At 67.8% G+C, this 23058-nt stretch carries 23 protein-coding genes and 2 tRNA genes; 8 read left to right on the top strand and 17 right to left on the bottom strand.

Going from position 1 to position 23058, the window contains the following annotated elements:
* The first annotated feature begins 136 nt into the window (after nucleotides 1–136).
* From BRESU_RS08515 to BRESU_RS08490, 6 genes are all read left to right on the top strand, one after another.
* Nucleotides 137–1498 (top strand): NAD(P)/FAD-dependent oxidoreductase, encoded by a 1362-nt coding sequence (locus BRESU_RS08515; RefSeq protein ID WP_013269134.1) that lies wholly within the window; start codon nucleotides 137–139, stop codon nucleotides 1496–1498.
* An 83-nt stretch (nucleotides 1499–1581) separates the two neighbouring features.
* Nucleotides 1582–2478, top strand: coding sequence for a DUF1365 domain-containing protein (locus BRESU_RS08510; RefSeq protein WP_245528622.1), 897 nt, complete (start codon nucleotides 1582–1584; stop codon nucleotides 2476–2478).
* 206 nt (nucleotides 2479–2684) lie between these two features.
* Nucleotides 2685–3389 carry a CoA transferase subunit A gene (locus BRESU_RS08505; RefSeq protein ID WP_013269132.1) on the top strand — a complete coding sequence of 235 codons (705 nt, stop codon included), beginning with the start codon at nucleotides 2685–2687 and terminating at the stop codon, nucleotides 3387–3389.
* Nucleotides 3382–3789: a carboxymuconolactone decarboxylase family protein gene (locus BRESU_RS08500; RefSeq protein WP_013269131.1), complete on the top strand. Its 408-nt coding sequence runs from the start codon at nucleotides 3382–3384 to the stop codon at nucleotides 3787–3789. The genes BRESU_RS08505 and BRESU_RS08500 overlap by 8 nt, the downstream gene beginning before the upstream one ends.
* A complete protein-coding gene (locus BRESU_RS08495) occupies nucleotides 3789–4448 on the top strand; it encodes a 3-oxoacid CoA-transferase subunit B (RefSeq protein WP_013269130.1) in 660 nt (219 codons plus the stop codon). The genes BRESU_RS08500 and BRESU_RS08495 overlap by 1 nt, the downstream gene beginning before the upstream one ends.
* Nucleotides 4449–4496: 48 nt before the next feature.
* On the top strand, nucleotides 4497–5528 hold the full coding sequence (locus tag BRESU_RS08490) for a hypothetical protein (RefSeq protein ID WP_013269129.1): 1032 nt from the start codon (nucleotides 4497–4499) through the stop codon (nucleotides 5526–5528).
* A gap of 22 nt (nucleotides 5529–5550) precedes the next feature.
* On the opposite strand, the gene BRESU_RS08485 is transcribed toward BRESU_RS08490, so the two are convergent.
* From BRESU_RS08485 to BRESU_RS08435, 12 genes are all read right to left on the bottom strand, one after another.
* Nucleotides 5551–5627, bottom strand: a tRNA-His gene (locus tag BRESU_RS08485).
* A 145-nt stretch (nucleotides 5628–5772) separates the two neighbouring features.
* Nucleotides 5773–6480, bottom strand: a complete 708-nt coding sequence (locus BRESU_RS08480) for an energy transducer TonB (protein WP_013269128.1) — start codon at nucleotides 6478–6480, stop codon at nucleotides 5773–5775.
* A 14-nt stretch (nucleotides 6481–6494) separates the two neighbouring features.
* On the bottom strand, nucleotides 6495–6932 hold the full coding sequence (locus BRESU_RS08475; protein WP_013269127.1) for a biopolymer transporter ExbD: 438 nt from the start codon (nucleotides 6930–6932) through the stop codon (nucleotides 6495–6497).
* 5 nt (nucleotides 6933–6937) lie between these two features.
* Nucleotides 6938–7819, bottom strand: a complete 882-nt coding sequence (locus BRESU_RS08470) for a MotA/TolQ/ExbB proton channel family protein (protein WP_013269126.1) — start codon at nucleotides 7817–7819, stop codon at nucleotides 6938–6940.
* 404 nt (nucleotides 7820–8223) lie between these two features.
* Nucleotides 8224–8299: transfer RNA gene (locus BRESU_RS08465), tRNA-Phe, on the bottom strand.
* A 62-nt stretch (nucleotides 8300–8361) separates the two neighbouring features.
* Nucleotides 8362–8529: a DNA gyrase inhibitor YacG gene (locus BRESU_RS17150; protein ID WP_013269125.1), complete on the bottom strand. Its 168-nt coding sequence runs from the start codon at nucleotides 8527–8529 to the stop codon at nucleotides 8362–8364.
* Between the two features lie 5 nt (nucleotides 8530–8534).
* Nucleotides 8535–9563 (bottom strand): ribonuclease E/G, encoded by a 1029-nt coding sequence (locus BRESU_RS08460; RefSeq protein ID WP_013269124.1) that lies wholly within the window; start codon nucleotides 9561–9563, stop codon nucleotides 8535–8537.
* Nucleotides 9560–10138, bottom strand: a complete 579-nt coding sequence (locus BRESU_RS08455; RefSeq protein WP_013269123.1) for a Maf family protein — start codon at nucleotides 10136–10138, stop codon at nucleotides 9560–9562. The genes BRESU_RS08460 and BRESU_RS08455 overlap by 4 nt, the downstream gene beginning before the upstream one ends.
* A 6-nt stretch (nucleotides 10139–10144) precedes the next feature.
* Nucleotides 10145–10366 carry a translation initiation factor IF-1 gene (infA, locus tag BRESU_RS08450; protein ID WP_013269122.1) on the bottom strand — a complete coding sequence of 74 codons (222 nt, stop codon included), beginning with the start codon at nucleotides 10364–10366 and terminating at the stop codon, nucleotides 10145–10147.
* Nucleotides 10367–10514: 148 nt separating this feature from the next.
* A complete protein-coding gene (locus tag BRESU_RS08445) occupies nucleotides 10515–12341 on the bottom strand; it encodes an autotransporter domain-containing esterase (protein WP_013269121.1) in 1827 nt (608 codons plus the stop codon).
* An 89-nt stretch (nucleotides 12342–12430) separates the two neighbouring features.
* On the bottom strand, nucleotides 12431–14323 hold the full coding sequence (gene serA, locus BRESU_RS17790; RefSeq protein WP_013269120.1) for a phosphoglycerate dehydrogenase: 1893 nt from the start codon (nucleotides 14321–14323) through the stop codon (nucleotides 12431–12433).
* Nucleotides 14324–14374: 51 nt separating this feature from the next.
* Nucleotides 14375–15820: an SDR family oxidoreductase gene (locus tag BRESU_RS08435; protein ID WP_013269119.1), complete on the bottom strand. Its 1446-nt coding sequence runs from the start codon at nucleotides 15818–15820 to the stop codon at nucleotides 14375–14377.
* A gap of 150 nt (nucleotides 15821–15970) precedes the next feature.
* Between BRESU_RS08435 and BRESU_RS08430 the strand changes: the two genes are divergently transcribed.
* Both BRESU_RS08430 and BRESU_RS16900 read left to right on the top strand, forming a co-directional pair.
* Entirely contained in the window at nucleotides 15971–16927 is a 957-nt protein-coding gene (locus BRESU_RS08430) for an Hsp33 family molecular chaperone (protein WP_013269118.1), read from the top strand.
* 75 nt (nucleotides 16928–17002) lie between these two features.
* Nucleotides 17003–17800 (top strand): TraB/GumN family protein, encoded by a 798-nt coding sequence (locus tag BRESU_RS16900; RefSeq protein WP_013269117.1) that lies wholly within the window; start codon nucleotides 17003–17005, stop codon nucleotides 17798–17800.
* A 2-nt stretch (nucleotides 17801–17802) separates the two neighbouring features.
* On the opposite strand, the gene phoB is transcribed toward BRESU_RS16900, so the two are convergent.
* The 5 genes from phoB to pstC form a co-directional block, all read right to left on the bottom strand.
* Nucleotides 17803–18492 carry a phosphate regulon transcriptional regulator PhoB gene (gene phoB, locus BRESU_RS08420; protein WP_013269116.1) on the bottom strand — a complete coding sequence of 230 codons (690 nt, stop codon included), beginning with the start codon at nucleotides 18490–18492 and terminating at the stop codon, nucleotides 17803–17805.
* Between the two features lie 23 nt (nucleotides 18493–18515).
* Nucleotides 18516–19256 carry a phosphate signaling complex protein PhoU gene (phoU, locus tag BRESU_RS08415; protein WP_013269115.1) on the bottom strand — a complete coding sequence of 247 codons (741 nt, stop codon included), beginning with the start codon at nucleotides 19254–19256 and terminating at the stop codon, nucleotides 18516–18518.
* A complete protein-coding gene (gene pstB / locus BRESU_RS08410; RefSeq protein ID WP_156796279.1) occupies nucleotides 19253–20056 on the bottom strand; it encodes a phosphate ABC transporter ATP-binding protein PstB in 804 nt (267 codons plus the stop codon). Before pstB ends, phoU begins: the two co-directional genes overlap by 4 nt.
* Before the next feature lie 169 nt (nucleotides 20057–20225).
* A complete protein-coding gene (gene pstA, locus BRESU_RS08405) occupies nucleotides 20226–21521 on the bottom strand; it encodes a phosphate ABC transporter permease PstA (protein WP_013269113.1) in 1296 nt (431 codons plus the stop codon).
* Complete coding sequence (pstC, locus tag BRESU_RS08400) at nucleotides 21514–22956, bottom strand: phosphate ABC transporter permease subunit PstC (RefSeq protein WP_013269112.1); 1443 nt, start codon at nucleotides 22954–22956, stop codon at nucleotides 21514–21516. Before pstC ends, pstA begins: the two co-directional genes overlap by 8 nt.
* Between the last annotated feature and the right edge of the window lie 102 nt (nucleotides 22957–23058).

Below are 23058 nucleotides of genomic sequence, written 5' to 3'. Positions count from 1 at the left end.
GCCTGTCAAAGGTGTAACGGCTCCGCTGCGGAAGACCACCCAACTACGCAAGGTCGGGCGCGACGGATGATCTCATCCACGCCGGCTCGCCCGCCGTAGCTCCGGGCCAACACCCTACATGCTGTCCGGAGACCCCATGAGCGCCCATCTCGTCGCCTCGACCGATCGCCCCGCCGCCAGAAAGCGCATCGCCGTGGTCGGATCGGGCATCGCCGGCCTGTCCTGCGCCTGGCTGATGTCGCGGTCGCACGACGTGACCCTGTTCGAGGCGGACGACCGCGTCGGCGGCCACTCCAATACGGTGGAGGCGCCCAGCCCCTCGTCCCCCGTCGCGGTGGACACCGGCTTCATCGTCTACAACGAGGACAACTATCCCAACCTGAAGGCGATGTTCGAGCACCTGTCCGTGCCGACCAAGGCCGCCCACATGTCCTTCGCCGTGAGCATGGACGACGGGGCCTTCGAATACTCGAGCCACGGCATCGCCGCCCTGTTCGCCCAGAAGCGCAACTACGCCAGCCCGAAATTCTGGGGCATGATCGGCGACCTGCTGCGCTTCCAGAAACAGGCGCCTAAGGATCTCCCCGAGATGGAGCGGACGGGCGAGACGCTCGACGCCTATCTGGCGCGCAAGGGCTATGGCCGGCTGTTCCGCGATGCCCACCTGCTGCCCCAGGCCGCCGCGATCTGGTCCTCGACCCTGGATCAGATGACGGGCTATCCCGCCGCCTCCTTCGTGCGGTTCTACATGAACCACAACCTGCTGACCTATGACCTGAAGCCGACATGGCGCACCGTGGACGGCGGCAGCCGGGAATATGTCCGCCGCCTGCAGGCCGACTTCGCCGGAGAGACAGTGCTGAACGCCGGCGTCGTCGGGGTCTCCCGTGATTCGATCGGCGCCTCGGTCCGTTTCGCGGACAGCCGCGTCGAACGCTTCGACGATGTCGTCCTCGCCACCCATTCGGATCAGGCGCTGCGCCTGCTGGACCAGCCGACGCCGGACGAGCGCCGCCTGCTCGGCGCGATCCGCTACCGGCCCAACCGCGCCATCCTGCACCGCGACACGTCCCTGATGCCGAAGCGGCGCAAGGCGTGGGCCGCCTGGACCCACAAGGGCTATTCCGACCGCGCGGGCGAAGGCGGCGTGACCTACTGGATGAACGAGCTCCAGTCCCTGTCCGGCCCGCCCCTGTTCGTCAGCCTGAACCCGGCCAGGGATCCTGATCCGGCCCTGGTGCTCGGGGAATGGGATTACGAACACCCCGTCTTCGACACCGCCGCCGTGCGCGCGCAAGCCGAGCTGTGGTCCCTGCAGGGCGAGGGCGGCGTCTGGTTCGCCGGGGCCTGGTTCGGCTCGGGCTTCCATGAGGACGGGCTCCAGGCCGGGCTGGCCGTCGCCGAACAGCTGGGCGGCGTGCGTCGGCCCTGGTCGGTCGCCAACGAAAGCGGGCGGATCGTGCTGGGCGCAACCGCCACCCTGTCCGAGGCGGCTTGAGCGCGACCCAACAATCCTCCCCCGCCCCTCCGCGGGGGAGGGGGACCGCCCGAAGGGTGGTGGAGGGGGCGGACGCAGGCACAGTGTCCGGGGTCGCCCCCTCCACCCCCTCGGCCAAGCGGCCTCCGCGGTCCCCCTCCCCCGTTTCGCTGCGCTCCCCGGGGGAGGATCAGAACGCCCTCTACATCGGCGAGGTCGTGCATCACCGCGTCGTCGGCATCCGGCATACCCTGCGCTATCGCCTCTACATGCTGCTGCTGGACCTCGACACGGCCGAGGATGCCATCCGCCCCCTGCGCTGGCTCCGCAACGGGGCTTTCGGCCTGATGACCTGGCGCGCCCGGGACCATGGCGACCGCAGCGACACGCCCCTGCGAATCCAGGTCGAGCACCACCTGTCGGCCGCCGGCATCGACGTCGCGGGCGGCCCGATCCGGCTGCTCTGCATGCCCCGCATCCTGGGCTACGGCTTCAACCCGCTGGCGGTCTATTTCTGCCACCGCCCGGACGGCACCCTGGCCGCCCTGCTCTACGAGGTGACCAACACCTTCAACGAGCGGCACTCCTACCTCGTCGCCGTGCCTAATCCTCCCCCTTTGGGGGAGGGGGACCGCGAAGCGGTGGAGGGGGGACGCCGCGCGGTCGTTCGCCAGACCACGGGCAAGACCTTCTTCGTGTCCCCCTTCATGGACATGGCCCTGACCTACGACTTCACCGTCCATGCACCGGACGACGCCGTCTCGGTGGTCGTCGCCGTGCGCCGGGGCGAGACCCCGATCCTGACCGCTTCCTTCGCTGGAACGCGCCGTCCCCTGACCGACGCGGCCCTGTTCAGAGCCTGGCTTACCCATCCCCTGCTGACCTGGAAGGTGATGTTCGGCATCCACTGGGAGGCCTTGCTCGGCATGCTCAAGGGGGCCCGTTACCGCGAACGCGGCAAACCGCCGGTCCATCCCGTGACATTGGGTCGGGCCCGCTGAATGCGCCGACTTGCGCCCGCCGACATTTCCCCCCACCTCCTGCTCATCCGGACGGTTCAGGGGCCTCGAGGGCGAACGGGTCGGACGGGTCGGACGGTGTTTTTTGCGATCGCCGGGTTCGGGCCCTTGGCTTGCCCAACGGCCTCGCCCACCGTATGGAGCGTGACACGCCGCGTTATTCATCAGACGGTGAAAAAGGGGAAACGATGCGCAAGATCTACGCCGATGCCAGGACCGCGCTGGAGGGCCTGACCTTCGACGGCATGACGATCATGTCCGGCGGCTTCGGCCTGTGTGGCATCCCCGAGAACCTGATCGCCGCCCTGCGCGACACGGGCGTGAAGGACCTCACGGTCATCTCCAACAATGCGGGCGTGGACGGCTTCGGCCTCGGCCAGCTTCTGGAGACCCGCCAGATCGCCAAGATGATCTCGTCCTACGTCGGCGAGAACAAGGAGTTCGAGCGCCAGTACCTGGCCGGCGAACTGCAGCTGGAATTCAACCCGCAAGGCACCCTGGCCGAGCGCATCCGCGCGGGCGGCGCGGGCATCCCCGCCTTCTTCACCGCCACCGGCGTCGGCACCCTCGTCGCCGAGGGCAAGGACGTCCGCACCTTCGACGGCCGCGACTACGTCATGGAGACCGGCCTCGTCGCCGACCTGTCGATCGTCAAGGCCTGGAAGGCCGACGAACGCGGCAACCTCGTGTTCCGAAAGACCGCCCGCAACTTCAACCCGATGATGGCCACGGCCGGCAAGGTCTGCGTCGTCGAGGTCGAGGAGATCGTGCCGACGGGCTCGCTGGACCCCGACCACATCCACACCCCCGGGATCTACGTCGACCGCATCATCCAGGGCACCTTCGAGAAGCGCATCGAGCAGCGGACCGTCCGCCAGCACGCCGGTGCCTGACGCCGAACGCGCCGGGCGCGGCGCCGCCTATATGGCGACCCTGGATCCGGGCCTCGAAGGAGCCCTGCGCAAGGGCATGGCCCCGATCGCCCCCGACTTCGCCGACATGATGGTGGAGTTCGGCTACGGCGAGATGATGAGCCGCCCGGGCCTGGACCCGAAAAGCCGCCAGATGGTCACCCTCGGGGCCCTCGCCGCCCTCGGCCACCCGGTCGACCAGTTGAAGGGCCACATCAACGGGGCGCTGTCGGTCGGGGTCACCCCAGCCGAGATCGTCGAGGCCCTGATGCAGGTCGCCCTCTACGCGGGCTTCCCCGCCGCCACCAATGCCCTGCGCGTCGCCAAGCGCGTCTTCGCCGACCGGGGCGTCAGCCCCCTGCCCGCAACCGGAGAACTCTGATGCCCCGCACCCGCGAACAGCTCGCCGAACGCGCCGCCCAGGAACTGCAGGACGGCTTCTATGTGAACCTGGGCATCGGCATTCCGACCCTGGTCGCCAACTACATCCCGGCCGGGATGGAGGTCACCCTGCAGTCCGAGAACGGCATGCTGGGGATGGGCCCCTTCCCCTATGACAATGAGGTCGACGCCGACCTGATCAATGCCGGCAAGCAGACGATCACCGAGATCCCCGAGAGCGCCTATTTCAGCTCGGCCGACAGCTTCGCCATGATCCGGGGCGGCCACATCAATCTGTCCATCCTTGGGGCCATGGAAGTGGCCGAGAACGGCGACATCGCCAACTGGATGATCCCCGGCAAGCTGGTGAAGGGCATGGGCGGGGCCATGGACCTCGTCGCCGGCGTCAAGCGCGTCGTGGTCGTGATGGACCACGCCAACAAGCACGGCCAGTCCAAGGTGCTGAAGGCCTGCACCCTGCCCCTGACCGGCACGGGCGTGGTCAGCCGCATCATCACCGATCTGGCCGTCTTCGACGTCAAGCCGGACGGCGCGGGCCTGGAACTGGTCGAACTGGCCGAGGGCGTGACCCTGGACGAGGTCGCGGCAAAGACAGAGGCAAGCTACACCGTTTCGCAAACCCTGAACTCTGCGCCATAGTGATCGCCGGTACCGGACCCGCGAGAGGTCCGGACGACGGAGGATGACATGGGGGCAACGGGATTGGTCGGTCTGGGCAACGGCGCGCCGGTCCCCGATGCCGAACGCGTTGACGCCATCCGGTTCTCCATTCTGGACGACGCGGACGCCTGCGCCGCCTTCGGCGAGGGTCCCCGCGCGGCCCTCGCAGAGCTGAACGCCCGCGCCCACCTCGCGCTTTCGTCCAGCGGATACGACGACTGCCGGGCCCTGCTGGCGCGCCTGAAGGACGGCCTGAACGCACTGGACACAACCCGGCTCGAACCGCCCCGGGGTCTGGCCGGGCTCTTCGACAACCGTGCCGGACGGCTGAAGGCCTTTCGCGCCGCCTGGACCGCGGCGGCCCCGCTGGCTTCGGAAACCGCCGCCGAGATCGCCCAGCGAGGCCGTGCGGCTGCCGGCCGCGGGCGGGCTCTGGAGGACCTCTGGACCCACACGCGCGAGGCCCTCACCGATCTCGACGCCCACATCGTGGCCGCCCGGGCCTGGCTGGCCGATCGGGACGCGGGCGATGCGACACCGGCCGACCCGCCCGGCTTCGCCGACGCCCAGGAGCCGGAGAGCGATCCCCCGCCGTCGCCAGTCCTTCGTGAGCCGCATGATCAGTCTCTTGCGGCGATGGACACCGATGAGCCTGCTCCGGCAGAGGCCCAGCCCGCCGCGGGCGTGACCGCCCCTCATCCCCTGCAGATCCGCCTCGATACCCTCATCGCCGCTCGGTCCTCGGCCGTGGCGGCCCTGCCCCTGCTGCGGGCCATGCCGAATGCCGAGGACGGGCTGGCCGCAAGGCTCGTAGCCCTGCCGGAGGCGATCGACGCCTGGCGGCTGGATTGGCGCGACGGCCTCGGTCTGGCCGGCAAGCGGCCCCGCAAGGTCCGTCCCGACCCGAACCGTCTGGATCGGGCTCGCCAGGGCGTCATCGATACGATCGCGGAAACGGATGCCAGGCTGGCTGACGCGATTTCACGTCTGGCAGAACTGGGATCGCGTGTGTCGGGGGCCGGAAAAGCCCGGATGTCCATCGGCGGCGGACCAGCCTGACGGAGCCCCTGGGGCGAAGGGATGGTACCGCCTCTCAGGCTTGAACTGAGGACCTCCGGTTCCACAAACCGGCGCTCTAACCAACTGAGCTAAGGCGGCGCAGCGACCCTGTCGGGCAACGCGAGGGGCGTTCTCTAGCGGGACAAAGAGGGGCGATCAAGGACGGATTGAACTTCATGTCCTGTCGGCCAAACGCAAAACACCCCGGGAGATTCCCGGGGTGTTTCACGATTGAACAGATAGCCTAGTCGGGGACGTTGAACCTGACGGTCCAGGTCACCCGTCCACCAACGGCGACGCCGTCGACGGAACGCGGGGACAGTCGGGCGCTTCTGGTCGACGCCAGAACCGCGCGGCCGAAGCCGGCACCTGGCGGGTTTTCCGACACCACGCTGCAGTTGCTCACGCTTCCGTTCGGATTGACCGTGCAGCTCATCTGAACCGAGCCAGAAATGCCTCGTTCCAGTGCGCGCTCGGGGAACTCCGGAGCCACGGCGCGAGACCACACCGGGTTGGTGATGACCGGCGGACGCACCGGAGCCGGAGGGGCTGGCGGAGGCGGCGGACCGGGGACGATAACGGGCGGGCCCGTGTATTCGACGCGGTCTTCCTTCTTCGTCGGCTCGATCGGCAGGGTGATCGGCGGCGGCGGTGCCGTGGTGTTGATCACCGGCGGACGGACCTGCAGCTTGGGCGGCGGCGGGGTGTCCGGCGGAGGCGGCGGCGGCGGCGGCGGCGGCGGCGGCGGGATCGGCTCAATGATCTCGACGTCGACCGCGTCGTCGACGTAATCCATCGTCTTCAGTTCGAAGCGTTGCTTCTGCAGAAAGTAGAACAGAACCGCAAACAGTACGCAGACGACACCGAGAACAATGAACCAAGTCAAAGGCGAGGCCTTCGTCCGGGGCGCGTCATAACGGCTGCGGTGATACTCGACGGGTGTATCTGTCATGTGATTTCCCGTTCCTACTGCGGTGCTTTGTCTTCGCCGACCAGGGCGACGCTGTAGAAGCCGGCGTCCTGCAGTGCATTCATGGTCTGCATGAAGTCACCGTAGCGCGTCTGCTGGTCCGCACGAATGAAGATGCGTTCCTTGGTCGGATCCCGGCGGCCGATCTGGCTGGTCAGTTCGGCCCCGAGCGTGTCGAAAGTCGTTTCACCATCGCCGATGAATACGCGGCCGTCGGTCCTGATCGAGATGAAGACCGGCTTCGGCGGATTTTCAGCGGGCGGCGCGAGCGCGACGGGAAGCTTCACCACCACCGACACGGTCGCCACCGAAGAGGCGACCATGAAGATGATGAGCAGGACGAGCATGATATCAACGAACGGAGTGACGTTGATGTCAGCGGTCTGCTCGACCTGATACTTACCGCCGCCCGAACCTCCAAGTTTGGCGGCCATCTTGCTTACGCTCCCTTGTCGAGCTGGCGGGAGATACCGTTCAGCAGTTCAGCGGCGAAGCCGTCCGAGCGGGTGCCGTAGGCGGAGATGCGGGTGTTGAAGTAGTTGTAGAACACCACGGCCGGGATAGCGGCGAAGAGGCCGATACCGGTGGCCAGCAGGGCTTCGGCGATACCCGGCGCCACGGCGGCCAGGTTGGTCGTGTTGGACTCAACGATCCCGATGAAGGAGTTCATGATCCCGTACACGGTACCGAACAGACCCACGAACGGGCCGGTCGAACCAACCGAGGCCAGGAACTGCTGTCCACCCGACAGACGGGCGGCCAGACCGGCCTGGACGGCGGCGACGGCCGACTGGGCGCGGAACAGGGCCGAGTCGCGGTGATCGCCGGTGACCGAGAGGCCGGCCTGACGGGACAGTTCGACTTCTTCGGTAGCGGCGGCGGCCATGTCGGCCAGCGGGTTGCCGTCGTATTCATCGGACGTGGCCACGCGGCGCATGTCGGCGATGGTGCGGGTGGCCCGGAACTCTTCCAAGAACCGGTCGGTCTTGCGGTTCAGGCCGCCGTACTCGAGCAGCTTGATGAACAGCAGGGCCCACGAGAAGATGGAGGCGAGCAGCAGGCCGATCATGACAACCTTCACGACCAGGGTCGCGTCGTTGAACATGGAAACCGGGGTGATCGGGCCGCTGTGGCCGCCGGTTGCTTCTTCAGCCGGAGCCTCTTCAGCAGGAGTCGCGGCGGCCGGGGTGGTCGCAGCGGGGGCGGTCGCGGCCGCTTCGGCCGCAGGAGGCGTTGCCGCCGGGGCCTGGGCCAGTGCCGGCGAGCCCGCCATGAGCACGGCAGCGCCGGCCAGAGCGAGAAGAATGTTGGTCTTTTGCATGTGTCGCCAGTTCCTGCTTTTTGGTCTGACTCGTGGAACCCTGGAACCACAACGCGTCAGCACGCTGCGGCCCCTGATGAAATCGGTTTTGTCCCGCCGGAGGCCGGAATTGGCCTGACGTCGGAACGCCTTCTGTCGCGTCAGGTTGCCGGATGGCCCCATCGGCGGGTTGGTCGAACACCGTTGGACATTGATCCGCCGGTTTTTCGGCCGCTCACGCAAGAAAGCGGTTCAAGTCCTTTGGCGAACAGCTAACGGAGCGTCAAGGGCGCAGGGGTGCTTTTCACCCTTGGGGCGAGCCCGGAGTGTAAATCCCCGCAATGTCGCACCACTGCTGCATTTCATCGTTAGATTAACCAACCCCGGAACGGCCAAAGCCGTCGCAATCCGTGAGGGGGAGGTGGTGGTGCCTGGGGGCGGATTCGAACCACCGACACGCGGATTTTCAATCCGCTGCTCTACCAACTGAGCTACCCAGGCGCACGCATCAAAATGCGAGAGCGGGGTCTATAGGCGAGCCGAATGAGGGTGTCCAGACGGGATCAGTCGTCGTTTTCCGGATCAGCGTCCGGGACCCCCTCATCGGTGTCCGGCAGGACATAGGCACCGACCAGCCAGCGCTGCAGATCCAGGTCGGCACAACGCCGGGAACAGAACGGCCTGTAGGCCGCGACGGTCGGGTTCTTGCGACAGATCGGGCAGACGGACATGGCGTTCATCCCTGTTCAAAGACCGGGTGGCCGGGCGCGATGTGCGCATCGGCCACGACCGCGGCGCGCGGGCCCAGTCGCGTGACGAGAGGAGCGGCATTTTCCGCGTCCTGGGGCGCGCATCGCACCGTCAGACGCGGGCTCGCGGTATCGGACGCCAGCGCCAGGCGCAGGCGCCGCGTCAGGTCGATGGCCCGGGTCATCCGGCTGCGGGTGCCGTCCGCCTCCAGCAGAAGGTCGTCAACCGGTCGCGTCCGCCATGGCAGGGCCAGCTGCAGAAGGCCGAAGCGGCTGATCGGCCCCACCGTCGCCGCCGGGCCAAAGGCCGATCTCGTCATCTCGGACACGACCTTGGGGTCGAGCGTGGTCCCGACAAGGTCGATGGCCACGAGGCCGCCCCATCCCTTCAACCGCAGCAATCGGGCCGCCTGGACCAGACCCTCCCGATTCGCTCCGTCGCGTCCCTTGCGGGCGTCGCGACCCGGCAGATGGGCATAGTCGAGATCGACCGCGATCAGGGCGCGCGTCCGCTGGATGGCAAGGTCGAGAGCAAAGCGGGGAAACAGGTGGGCGATGGTCATCGCCTCTTCCTCGGCCTCCAGGCTGGCGCGAATCGCATCGCTGCCCGTGACGGGCACGGCGTCCGGTGCGAACCTCGCCAGTTCCTCGAGAACCGACGGGCCGGCCGACAGAAGCCGTGGAGCCCCCTGCCCCATCCCGCGCAGGCGCAGTGTCGGCCCCTTGGCCTCGCGCGGTTCGGCCGCGACCTCGACCTCGACCGCCGTCCCTTCGAGGAGGCTCTGCCCTTTCGACAGGGGAAGGAACCCCATGGGGCCGGCGCAGCCCAGATCGACGAAGGCCGCCCGGAAGGCCCCCTCCACGCGTGCGATCCGACCGATGGAGACGGCCCCAAGGCGATGCGCGGGCGAATCGCTCTCCCGCTGGACGATCAGGCGTTCGTACAGTCCATCCCGTACGACGATGCCCCGGAGCTCGCCGGGCGTGTCGTCCAGAAAGGCCTCGACCTCGCTCATCGGGTCCAGCCGGCTCCGGCCAGAAGATTAACGGTCTCGGGCAGGGGCAGGCCCATCACGGCGGGGTGGCTGCCGATGATTTTGAGCACGAAGGCCGCCGCCGGGCCCTGGATTCCGTAGCCGCCGGCCTTGCCCCGCCAGTCGCCCCCGGCGACGTAGGCCGAGATTTCCGCCTCCGACAGCCGCTTGAAGGCCACACGCGTGTCGATGCAGCGATGGGTGACCTGGTCGCCGCAGGCCACGGCCACGCCCGTGAAGACGCGGTGGTTGCGACCCGACAGCAGCCTCAGAAACCGTGCGGCCTCGGCACCATCGGCGGGTTTCTCCAGCAGGCGACGCCCCACGGCGACCACCGTGTCCGCCGCCAGCACCACGGCCCCCGGCGCGCGCTCGGCCACGGTCTGCGCCTTGGTGCGTGCCAGCCGCACCGCGAGCCGCGCGGGCGTCTCGTCCTTCAGCGGCGTCTCGTCGATGTCGGCGGGGTCGATGCGGTCGGGGGTGATCCCGACCAGCGCCAGCAGTTCGCTGCGGCGCGGGCTGGCCGAAGCCAGCACCAGTTCAGGTCGGGCGCTCACCCAACCTTACTTGAAGCGATAGGTGATACGGCCCTTGGTCAGGTCATAGGGCGTCATCTCGACCAGCACCTTGTCGCCGGCCAGAACGCGGATGCGGTTCTTGCGCATCTTGCCCGCCGTATGGGCGATGATCTCGTGGTCGTTCCCCTCGAGCAGAACGCGGAACGTCGCATTGGGCAGCAGTTCTGACACCACGCCGGGAAACTCGAGCAGTTCTTCCTTAGCCATGCGGCCTCTCGCGCCCGGTGAATACGAATAAAGGCTCGCGCCGGGCGAAAGCGCGAGCCGTAACAGGTGGGCGCTAATGCACCAAAACGTTCCGTTAGTCGAGTTCCCCTCCCCGCCAATCGTCGGCGGAGAGGGGAAACCGGTCCGGCTAGAGCGGCAGGGTGAAGGTGATGCCGCCCATGTTGCTGTCGGCGTGATCGCCGAAGCGGCCGCGATAGGACAGTTCGACCTTCACCGGGCCCAGGTCGCCCGACACGCCGGCCGAGGCCAGGATCTGGCCGCCGAACGGATCATCGAAGCTGCGGGCCAGCGTACGGGCCGGGTTGTTGGCGATGCCGACCCGGACGTCGTTGGTGGTGTCGTCGACGTTGTCGCGATAGCCGCCCTCGACGAATACGCCGAAGCCGCCCATCTGGCCCTCGGCCCGCACCGAGGCCTCGGCCGTGACGGCGTTGACCGAGCGATCCTCATAGCGATAGGACGCGGCGACGCCCTGTTCGGTGTAGCCGTCGACATTGGCGGTGACATAGCTGACCGCCGCGCGGGGCGAGATGGCGATGCCGCCCAGGTCCAGCCAGACGCCGCCCTGGAGACGCGCGCCCGTGCTCTGGCCGCGGGTGGTGGCCGTCATCACGATCGGAGACAGCGAGGAGACGCGCTCGATGTCGTTGTAGTCATCGCTGGCGACGCCGGCGGCGGCATTCACGAACAGCGAGCCCGAGCGATAGCCGGCATAGACATCCAGGCCGATCGACTGGAGGTCGAAGCGGTTGCGACCCGATTCGACATTGCCCTCGCGATAGGTTCCGGCCAGGCCGAAGCGCATCGTCTCGGTCCCGGCTTCCAGAGCACCGCGGACGACCGCGCCGTCTGCCGTGGCAGAGGCGACACTGCCGCGGGCATCGGTTTCGGACTGGTCATAGCCGCCGGTCACCGAAATGCTGGTGCCGGCCACCCAGGGGCCGCGACCCGACAGGCTGTCGGTCGCCGTCGACAGGGTGTCTTCGTGATGGCGGAAGGCGGTCTCGCCCTGCAGGGTGCTGCTGGCACCCAGGTCGCCATAGTACAGGTAGTCGTTGGCCAGGGCCGCGAACAGTCGGTGACCGGCCGCCGTCGGGTGCACGCCGTCCCAGTACAGATAGGTGTCGGGCGTGGCGCACACGGTCACGCCGCTCAGGCACGGAGCCGTCACGTTGGTCAGGCCGAACCGGGCGGGGTCAGACGCGAGCGTGTCGCTGACCTTGGCGATATCGAACAAAATGATGTTGGTGTTCGGCCGGGTCGGCGCGAGAGTGTTCAGACCGTTCGCAAGGGCACTGTTAAATGTACTGCCGGCAAAGTCGGCCAGCGACGAGCCCGTGGCCCCGATGGATGTCGCCGAGAACTGCGGCGTCAGACCCAGGCGCGGCAGATTGGTCACCAGGACCGTCCCGGCCCCGGCACCCGCCACGGAGTTGACGATGAAGTTGATGTCGGCGGCCGCCGCAGTGGCGACGCCGCTGATCACCGTCTGGGCCGTCAGAGGGTTGCCGGCGGCACCCGGGAAGGCCTGGAAGATGTTGTTCGCGCCACCCAGGACGCTGACCAGGTCACGCGATCCGAACACGCCGCCCGCGGTGGTGTAGGTCGTCAGTTGCTGACGCATGCCCGGCGGGAAGGCGACGACGTTGTCCGTGCGCGAGCCGCCGTAGGCGTAGTTGATGCTGCCCGTCACCGGCGCGCCGGCGGCCGAAACGCCGGCCGTGAAGCCCAGCAGTTCCGTGAAGACCGGACCGTTCGAGAAGCGCCCCTGGAAATAGGGCGGCGAGGTCGGCTGGGTGTTGCCGCTGGCGCGGTACAGGTTGCCGTTGTCGCTCAGGCTGTCGCCGAACACGACCAGACGGTTGTAAGATTGCGCCGAAGCGGCACCGGCCACGGTGACGGATGCGGCGAGCGTCAGCGCAGCCAGAGCTGCACCGCGAAGAAGTCCTGACATTGTATCCTCCCATCGGTCGGCTGGTCGCGACCGTTGAAGGCCAGTGTGATCCGCTTTTGCGCCGACGCAAGATGCCGTTGCGTCAGCTTTCAGTGCAGCAGACGGAAACGAAGCGTTCCGGCAACACTTTTGAGCACACGCAGCGCCTGCGGATCGTAGTCGCGGTCGACATCGGTGATGACGTAGCCGGTCCGCTCGTCGGTCTTCAGGTGCTGGCCGAGGATGTTCAGGCCGGCCGCAGAGAGTTCGCGGTTCAGCTCGGCCATGACGCCCGGCTGGTTTCTGTGAATGTGCAGGATCCGGTGCCCGCCCGACACGTCGCTGAGCTGCACGTTCGGCAGGTTCACACAAAAGGTGGTGTCGCCCCGGTTCAGATAGCCCAGCAGACGTTCGGCGGCGAACTCGGCGATGGCCTCTTGGGCCTCCTCGGTCGAGCCGCCGATGTGGGGCGTCAGGATGACATTCTTCAGGCCGCGGAGGGGACTGTCGAACGGGTCGGCGTTGGTTCGCGGTTCCTCGGGGAAGACGTCCAGCGCCGCGCCACCGACCCGACCCGATCCGATCGCCTGCGACAGGGCCCCGATGTCGACGACATGGCCGCGCGACAGGTTCAGGAACAGGGTGCCCGGACGCATCGCCTGGAACTGGGCGGCACCGATCAGGTTGGTGTTTTCCTTGCGTCCGTCGACATGCATCGACACCACGTCGGCCTCGGCCAGGAGTGCCTCGAGGTTTCGCATCCGGCGGGCGTTGCCCAGCGCCAGTCGCTCGGACAGATCGTGGAAGATGACCCGCATGCCCAGCGCCTCGGCCAGCACCGACAGCTGGGATCCGATCGCCCCGTAGCCGACGATGCCCAGGGTCTTGCCGCGGAGCTCGCGCGAGCCGTCGGCCGACTTGTTCCAGACGCCCTGGTGCATGGCGGCCGATTTGTCGGCCACGTCGCGCATCAGGGTGATGGTCAGACCGATGGCCAGTTCGACCACGCTGCGGGTGTTCGAATAGGGCGCGTTGAAGACCGCGACGCCCCGCCCTGCGGCCGCTTCCAGATCGATCTGGTTGGTGCCGATACAGAAGGCGGCAATGGCCATCAGGCGGTCCGCTTCGGCCAAGACCCTCTCACTAACATTGGTCTTGGAGCGGATGCCGAGGACATGGACGCCCTTGATCGCCGCGATCAGGTCGTCCTCGTCCAGCGCGCCCTTGCGGGTCTCCACGGAGTAGCCCGCCTCCTCCAGCCGTTCGACGGCCGCAGGGTGGATGTTTTCCAGCAGCAGCATCCGGATGCGGTTGCGGGGATAGGACCAGCGTCCGGCCAGACCCTCGGCGTGCAGCAGCTCGTCGATCGAGGTGGCTTCCCCGTCCGCCACGGCCACGACCTTGTCGCGTCGGGCGATCTCGGTGAAGGCGTAGAACCGGTCCGCGGCCCCCGCCAGCTTGACCTCCGCATCATTCCAGCCGTCGCCGATCATGACGACAGGACCAGTCAGACCCAGCCCCCGAATGACTATCGGCTTGCCGTTCTCGCGGGCCAGGGGGTTGGTCTCATCGACGCCGGTCACCCGCCCGTCCGCGTCATAGGTCAGGTCGTTGCAGAGGACCCGGTCGGGGGCCACGCCCAGGCGCTCCGCGATCGGGGCGATGACTTCTCGGAACCCGCCCGACAGGATCACCAGCCGATCCGCGTTTTCATTGAAGAAGCGGAGGTTCCGCCGCACCGAAGGCGTGCCCTCCTCCAGGATACGGTCCGCCAGCAGTTCGACGTGCGCGCGCGTCAGGGGCAGCAGGGCCAGCCGGGCCTTCAGTGCTGCGCCGAAATCCATCTCGCCGGCCATGGCGCGGTCGGTCAAACTCGCGATCTGGGCGCGGATCGCATCCGCGCCCTCGACGCCGGCCAGCGCGATGTCAGCCAGGGCTTCCAGCGTCTCGATCCGCACCAGGGTGGAATCGAAATCGAAGATCAGCGTCGGGAGAGCGGTCATGCCCCCCCTTTCGCCGACCTTCGGCCCGGTCGCAACGGCTTTTGTCTGGTGTCAGAGACCCGTAATTCTGCGCACACGGCTGTCGGGACGCTGGCTTTCCAGAGCCGCCGCGCCGATGGCCGCCGCGATGGTCGCGAGGGCAATGAGGGCCCCACCCTCACGGGCGTGATCCTTGGCATAGCGACCGGCATCGTCAGCGTAGCGGCGCGCGGAACGGCCTGTCTGCTCGGCGTAGCGCCGGGCTTCGCGGGCGTATTTGCGACGCTGCTTGTCCGACATGGCCCGCTGACCACGCTTGAGCGCCTTCTTCGCCTGATGGCGCGCGTCGTCGCCCAGATCGCTGACAGTCTCGCCAAACTCCCCGGCGCGTTCCGTCAGGCCGCGCGAGATGTCGTCGAACCGGTGACGCAGGGCTTCGGCGTCGAGCCAGCCGCGCGGGTCGAGACGGCTGCGCAGCGCATCATAGCGCGTGGGGCCCGTCCGTTGCGTCAGCAGATAGGTCGCCAGAGCCGCCGCAGCGACAACGGCGAGCGAGCCCGCCGTGATGCCGGGATGTTTGCGGGCTTCGGCCAGAGCGCTGAACTGTCGAACCATGGGATAATGAACCTCTTCGTCGAGGCCGTCGTCGGAGGGCTCGTAGAGCCCGTCGTCATACGGCTGATAGGCGGAACGCCTGTCCCGCATGAGGCTAGGAGCGAACTTGGCGAAAAGTGGTTCCGCCAAGCCTGGCAGCAGGGCGTAGAAACCGGCGATCAGGCGCCCGCCGCCCCCGACCGTGATCTCGCGGATCGCGTGGGTGGCGCACCACAGGATCGTATCGGCCACCACATGGGTCGCATAGACGGGCTGGGGATTGCGGAACGGCTCACCCGTCAGATTGCGCGCATGCCGGTTGTAGGGCGTATCGATGGCGGACGGCTTGATCAGGCTGACCGCGACCGGTGCCCCCTCCCGCATCAGCTCCATCCGAAAGGCGTTCGTGAAGCCCTTCACCGCGTGTTTCGAGGCCGAATAGACGCCTTGAACGGGGATGGGCGAATCGCCGAGCACCGATCCGACATTGATGATGGTGCCGCCCCCGGGCTGGGCCCGCAGATGCTCTGCCGCCACCAGCGACCCATTCACCACGCCCCAGTAGTTGGTCTCGAACACCCGATGCTGGTCTTCCAGCGTTGTCTCGCGGATCGGCCCGTGGACCGAGACGCCCGCATTGTTGACCCAGGTATCGAAGCCGCCGAACAGGCGACGGCATTTGTCGGCGGCCAGGGCCAGCGCGTCGTGGTCGGCCACGTCGGCCACCGCATAGGCCACGCGCGCGCCCTCCCGCTGCAACTCCTCGACCAGGGCCTTCAGGTCCTGCTCGCCTCTCGCGATCAGAAAGACGCAGGCCCCCGCCGCCGCCGCGCGCCGGGCGGTAGACAGGCCGATGCCCGAGGTGGCTCCCGTGATGACGATGGCTTGCTGATCGAGCGGCTTCAGGATCGGTCTGGTCGGCATGGTGGACTTTCGCAGGACGTCTGGATCGAAAACGAGGCGGGCTTCGAGGCGGTTCCGAGGGATAGCACGCCCTGCCCCACCCTTACCAAGCGGCTCCCGGTTTCCTATCTTGCCCCCTTCTCGACATTTCGCCTGCCCAAGGACCCTGCCGTGACCGATCACGAGCCTGCCGCCGCGTTCACCCCCGCCCTCGGCGATCATCCCGCCGACGACCTGGCCGCCGCCTTCCAGATCGAGGGCTGGCCGGTACGCGGTCGCCTGGTGCGTCTGGGCGAAGCCATCGACACTATCCTGTCCGCCCACGCCTACCCCGAGCCGGTCGCCGCCCTGCTGGGCGAGGCCTGCGCCCTCGCGGCCCTCGTCGGGTCGGCGCTGAAGTTCGAGGGGCGTCTGATCGTCCAGGCCCAGGGGGACGGGCCGGTTCGCTACGTCGTCGCCGACTACGACACCGACGGGCACCTGCGCGGCTACTGCCGGTTCGACGAGGCCGAGGTCGAGGAAGCGTCCAAGGGCTTCGTCCGGCCCGGGGCCAAGGCGCTGCTGGGTCAGGGCGTGTTCGTCATGACCCTGGACCGCGGCCCGGACTTCGAACGGACCCAGGGCATCACGCCGATCGAGGGCGAAAGCCTGTCGCTGGCGGCAGAGCATTACTTCGTCCAGTCCGAGCAGGTACCGACCAAGGTGCATCTGGCGGTCGGCTCGGTCACGACCGAGACCGGCACGGCCTGGCGCGCGGGCGGGGCCCTGATCCAGCTGATCGCCGCCGACGATGCGCGCGGCTCGACAGAGGAGGTCTGGGACCGCACTCGCGCCCTGTTCCAGACCTTGGGCGACGATGAGCTGATCGATCCGACGATCACGCCCGAGACCCTGCTGTTCCGCCTGTTCCACGAGGACGGTGTGCGGCTGGAGGATTCCCGCGCGCTGAAGGCCATCTGCCGCTGCTCGCCCGACCGCATCCAGTCGGTTCTGGGCTCCTTCTCGGAGGCCGAGCGCGCCGACATGGTCGAGCCGGACGGGAAGATCCACGTGACGTGCGAGTATTGCGCGACGGTCTACAAGCTCGAACCGGCGGACGTCGCGGCGGCGGCGGCCGAGGCCCACTAAACGCCGCTTTGTCCACTCAACTTTGGCGGGATGGGGTGACCGGCAGCGGCCACCCCATCCAACCTGAGGGATGAAATGTTCGGTTCGCTGTTGGCGCTCGCACTGGCCCAGACCGTCTGCGCCGCGCCGCCCGGCGTTTCAGACCTGCTCGATCGCAACCCGCGAATCGTCGTCGTGGGCGAGACGCATGGGACAGCTGAAACCCCAGCAGCCTTCGCCCGGATCGTCTGCGAGGCGGCCGCCCGAGGGCCGGTGACAGTGGCCCTGGAACTGCCGCAGCCGATGCAACCCCAACTGGACGCCTTTCTGGCTGCAGACAGCGAGACGGAGGCCCGGGCGGCGCTCGACGGCACGTGGTTCATGAATCCGCGGATCGACGACGGCCGCACCAGCCGGGCGATGCTGGACATGATGCAGGTCGTGCGTCGGCTCAGGGTCGAAAGACGCGACGTCGCCATCGTGGCCTTCCAACCGGGCTCGCAGCGGCCACGGGAGTTCCCCCAGTCCTATTACGAGCTCGACATGGGGTATCTATTGAGCCGCGCCGCCATCGACCGGCCGCAGGCCCGCGTGTTCGCCCTGGTCGGCAACATCCACGCCGGCAAGAAAGAAAATGCCAACTTTCCCGGCCTCGGCCTGCCGGCGGCCGCGCACCTGCCGGCCGACGAGACGGTAACGCTGTATGTCGCCCAACAGGGCGGCGACGCCTGGAACTGTACGTCGGATTGCGGCGTCCATCCGGTGCCAGCCCGCTATGACGCCGAAGCGCGCGGTCTGGTCCTCGGCGGCTATGGAGACGGAGCCTATGACGGCGTCCTGGCCCTCGGCCCTTCGACTGCGTCGCCGCCGGTCACCCGGCAAGCGACGGACTGACGTCAGCCGTCCAGATCCAGGGAATAGCCGGCCGAACGGACCGTCCGGATCGGATTGGCGCTCTCCTCGACGTTCAGGGCCTTGCGCAGGCGGCCGACGTGGACGTCGACGGTCCGGGCCTCGACATAGACGTCACTGCCCCAGACGGCGTCCAGCAGCTGCTCGCGGCTGAACACGCGGCCCGGGTGGCGCATGAAATGGTCCAGCAGGCGGAACTCGGTCGGGCCCAGATGGACCTCCTTGCCCGAGCGCCGCACGCGGTGCGCAACGCGGTCGATGACGATGTCGCCGTGCCCGACGCGGTCATCGGCGAGGCCCGGCCGGATGCGACGCAGCACGGCGCGGATGCGGGCGATCAGCTCGGTCATCGAGAAGGGCTTGGTCAGATAGTCGTCGGCACCGGTGTCAAGGCCGCGCACGCGGTCGCTCTCCTCCCCCCGCGCGGTCAGCATGATGACCGGCAGGTTGCGCGTCTCGGGGCGACCCCGAAGACGACGGCAGACCTCGATGCCCGACACCTTGGGCAGCATCCAGTCCAGCAGGACCAGATCCGGCTGACGCTCGTCGATCTGGACCAGACCCTCCTCGCCATCGGCGGCGACGACGACGTCGTAGCCTTCCTTTTCGAGGTTGTACTGGAGCAGGGTCGCCAGGGCGTCCTCGTCTTCCATCACCAGGATATAGGGCTGCATGTCGGTCTCCGTCGGCTCAGGCGTCAGGCGGTTGGGGGCGGGGTCGTCAGATGACTGGTGTCGGCGTCCCAGTCGCCGGGCGACGGCGTCCAGCGGGGTCGTTCACCGGTCATCTCGTCGCCGGTGATCTCGTAGTGGATGACCTCGGCAATGTTGGTCGCGTGGTCGCCGATCCGTTCCAGGTTCTTGGCCATGAACAGCAGATGGGTGCAGGCGCTGATCGTGCGCGGGTCGCCCATCATGTAGGTCAGCAGTTCGCGGAACAGGGCATTGTAGTGCTCGTCGACCTCGTCGTCCGAGGCCCAGACGGCCATGGCGCGGTCGATCTCCGAGGCCGTATAGGCGTCCAGCACGTCGCGCAGCCGCATCGACACCAGCTTGCCCATGCGCTCGATGGAGCGGGTCAGGGGCTGCATCGGCTCGGTCTCGGCCAGGCTGAGGGCCCGCTTGGCGATGTTCTTGGCCAGGTCGCCGGTGCGTTCCAGATCGGTCGCCAGCTTCATCGCCGACAGGGTCTTGCGCAGGTCCGAGGCGACCGGCTGGCGCAGGGCGATCAGGCGGATGGCCTTCTTCTCGATGTCGCGATGCATCGCGTCCAGCTTGACGTCGCGCTCGACGACCGCGCGGGCCAGGGCGATGTCGCGCCGGGCCACGGATTCGACCGCGTCCGCCACCTGGGCTTCCGCCAGGCCTCCCATGCGCGCGACCTCAGCCGTCAGCTGGTTCAGCTCGTCGCCGTAGGCCTTGACCGTGTGCTGGTTCACCCGAAGCGTCCCGTGATGTAGTCGAGCGTGCGCCGTTCACGGGGATTCGTGAAGATTTCCTCGGTGTTGCCGTGCTCGACCAGCCGGCCGAGGTGGAAGAAGGCCGTGCGTTGCGACACCCGCGCGGCCTGGGCCATCGAATGGGTGACGATGACGATGCAGTACTGCTCGCGCAGCTCGTCGATCAGTTCCTCGATCTTGGCCGTCGCGATCGGATCCAGCGCCGAACAGGGCTCGTCCATCAGGATGACTTCGGGCCGCACGGCGATGGCGCGGGCGATGACCAGACGCTGCTGCTGTCCGCCGGACAACCCCGTGCCGGCCGAATGCAGGCGATCGGCGACCTCGTCCCACAGCCCGGCCTTCTTCAGCGAGCTTTCGACGATGGCGTCCATCTCGGCCTTGGACTCGGTCAGGCCATGGATGCGCGGCCCGTAGGCGACGTTCTCGTAGATCGTCTTGGGAAAGGGGTTCGGCTTCTGGAACACCATGCCGACCTGGGCGCGCAGCAGGACCGGATCGACCGTCCGGGCGTTGACGTCCTGATCGTCCATCAGGATCTGGCCCGTGACCCGGGCCCCCTGGATGGTGTCGTTCATCCGGTTCATGCAGCGCAGGAAGGTCGACTTCCCGCAGCCCGACGGCCCGATGAAGGCGGTGACGGTCTTGTCCGGGATATCCAGGCTGACGTCGAACAGGGCCTGCTTGTCGCCATAGAAGACCGAGACGTCGCGGGCCGCGATCTTGGTCGGACCGGCGGGCCCGGAGGGCGAGGTCACCGACGGGATGCGGCCGGCCATCGCTCCCGCAGGTTCGGCCTGCGCAGCCGGCATGGACTCGCTGACGGACGCATCAGGATGCGTCCCGGCGGCGGGCAGGACCTGGCCGCCCATCATGGGCACGTCGGTCGGGTCGGCGGGACCGCCCTCGCGGCCGTCCGGGGCACGAAAGAAAGGGAATTTCATTAGCTTACCACCGGCGTTCGAACCGCCGGCGCAACAGGATCGCGGCGGCGTTCATGACGATCATGAAGGCGAGGAGAACCAGGATGGCCGCGGCCGTCCGTTCGTGGAAGGCGCGCTCGGAGGCGTTCTCCCAGATGTAGACCAGCGAGGGCAGCGCCCCCGTCGGGGCCGTCACCGAATGCGGGATGCCGGGGACAAAGCTGACCATGCCGATCAGAAGCAGGGGTGCGGTCTCGCCCAGGGCATGGGCCATGGAGATGATGGTGCCGGTCAGCACGCCCGGCATGGCCAGGGGCAGGACGTGGTGGAACACCGTCTGGGTCCGGCTGGCACCCATGGCCAGGGCCGCCTCGCGGATGGACGGCGGCACGGCCTTCAGCGCCGAGCGGGTGGCGATGATGATGGTCGGCAGGGCCATCAGGGCCAGCACCAGCCCGCCCACCAGGGGCGAGGAGCGGGGCAGATGCGCCCAGTTGATGAACAGGGCCACGCCCAGAAGGCCGTAGACGATCGACGGGACGGCCGCGAGATTGTTGATGTTCACCTCGATCAGGTCGGTGATCCGGCCCTTCTTGGAGAATTCCTCGAGATAGACCGCCGCCCCGACGCCCAGCGGAATGGCGAGGGCGGCAGTGACCAGCAGCATCAGGGCCGAGCCGACCACCGCGCCGAGGACGCCGGCCAGTTCCGGCTCGGTCGAATCGCCGTTGGTGAACAGCAGGGTGTTGAACGTCGTCGAGACCGCCCCGTCACGCTTCAGCCCGTCCAGCCAGGCCATCTGCTGGTCGGAGACCTTGCGCTGGTCGGCCGGCGTCTCGCGGGTCACCTCGCCCTTGTAATAGAGGTCCGCCTCGTCCGAGACCGGAGCAGTGACCGTGACCGTCTGGCCGATCAGGGCCGGGTTCTCGCGGATCATGGCGGCCGCGCGGAACTTCAGCTCCGACGACAGCAGGGCGCGATAGGCCGTGGTTTTCGTCCCGCGCTCGTCGTCGGTGACGCCCATCCGGGCCAGCGACTGTTGGGCGACCATCTGCTGGAAATTGGTACCTTGCGGATAGGCACGGTCGATACGCGCCGGGTCCATATAGACGGGCACGGTGATCTGGTTGGCGTAGAAGGCCGTGTGGCCCTGTTCGATGATCCGGCCGAGCAGCAGCAGCAGGAAGCTCATGGCCACGCCGATCGCCAGCAGGCCGTAGAGCTTGAACCGACCCTCGCGGGCATAACGCGCCTTGAGGCCGCGCTTCAGCAGGCTGTCGCGGGCACCTTCGGTCAGGATGTCGGGGGTCGCCTCAGTCATACTGTTCCCGATAGGTCTGGACGATGCGCTGGGCGACGATGTTGAGGACGAGGGTGACCAGGAACAGGGTCAGGCCCAGGCCGAAGGCCGCCAGCGTCTTGGGACTGTCGAACTCCTGGTCGCCGGTCAGCAGGGTGACGATCTGAACGGTGACGGTCGTCACGGTATCGAGGGGGTTGAGCGTCAGCCTGGCCGCCAGCCCGGCCGCCATGGTCACGATCATGGTCTCTCCGATGGCCCGCGACATGGCCAGCAGCAGGGCACCGGCGATCCCCGGCAGGGCGGCCGGCAACAGCACGCGCTTGACCGTCTCCGACTTGGTGGCGCCCATGGCATAGGACCCGTCGCGCAGGCTCTGCGGCACCGCGTTGATGATGTCGTCGGACAGGGAGGAGACGAACGGGATCAGCATGATGCCCATGACGGCCCCGGCCACCAGCGCCATCTGGTTCTGGACCAGCAGCAGATACTGGCCGATCCCGTCCAGCGGCCCGCCGACCAGCAGGGCCCCGATCCCGTTGAAGAACTCGCGGAACGCCGGCCCCACCGTCAGGGCGGCGAAGAAGCCGTAGACCACCGTCGGCACCCCGGCGAGGATCTCGAGCAGCGGCTTGACGATCCCGCGCGACAGGCTGCTGGCGTACTCCGAAAGGTAGATGGCCGAGAACAGGCCGACCGGGGCGGCGACGGCCATGGCGATCAGCATGATCAGGAAGGTTCCTGCAAACAGCGGGACGGCGCCGAAGGCCCCCGACGATCCGACCTGGTCGGCGCGGATCGCGATCTGCGGGCTCCATTGGGTGCCGAACAGGAAGTCGGTGACGGGCACGGCCTGGAAGAAGCGAAGACTGTCCCACAGCAACGAGAAGACGATGCCGACGGTGGTCAGGATCGCCACCGCCGAACAGGCGAACAGCAGACCCCCGATCCAGCCTTCGACCCGGTTCCTGGCGCGCAGGCTCGGCCTGATCTGGGCAAGGGCGAACAGCCCGCCCATGATCGCGGCCAGGATCGCCGCCGCGACGGCACCCCACACCAGCGTATCGTGAATGCGGCCGGCTCTGGCCCCTTCCGAGATCAGGATCGGAGCCAGCTCGCCGGGCCAGGCCTGCAGCGCACGGCCGCCTTCGCCCACGATACGGGCGTCGTTCATGAAGGCTTCGCGGCGGAAGGGCTCCAGCGCCATGACCGCGTCCGGAGACCCGGCGGCCACAAGGCTGTGTTCAATGCTCCCCGAAAAGAGGCCGGCGGCGATGACCACCGCCAGGGCGGGGACCGCCACCCAGATCAGGGCGTAGTAGCCGTGCTGCTGCGGGCGCGAGTGCGGGCTCTCGCCCTTGGCCACATCGCGCGCCAGGCGCTGCGCACGGTTGCGCCCGAGCCCGTAGGCCAGCGCAGCCATCACAGCCAGCACGGGGATAAGGAACCAGATCATCACGCCCCAGAACACCGTATTCTGGGCTGTCGTGCGCCAGAATCAGAACCGCCGAGGATCGGCGGATGTCGGCGCGGAACCTGCCCTCGGATGGTCAGCGGA

Source organism: Brevundimonas subvibrioides ATCC 15264 (assembly GCF_000144605.1).
Lineage (GTDB): Bacteria > Pseudomonadota > Alphaproteobacteria > Caulobacterales > Caulobacteraceae > Brevundimonas > Brevundimonas subvibrioides.
The sequence above is the reverse complement of the archived record's forward strand: the minus strand, read 5'-3'. Positions and strand labels throughout refer to the sequence as shown.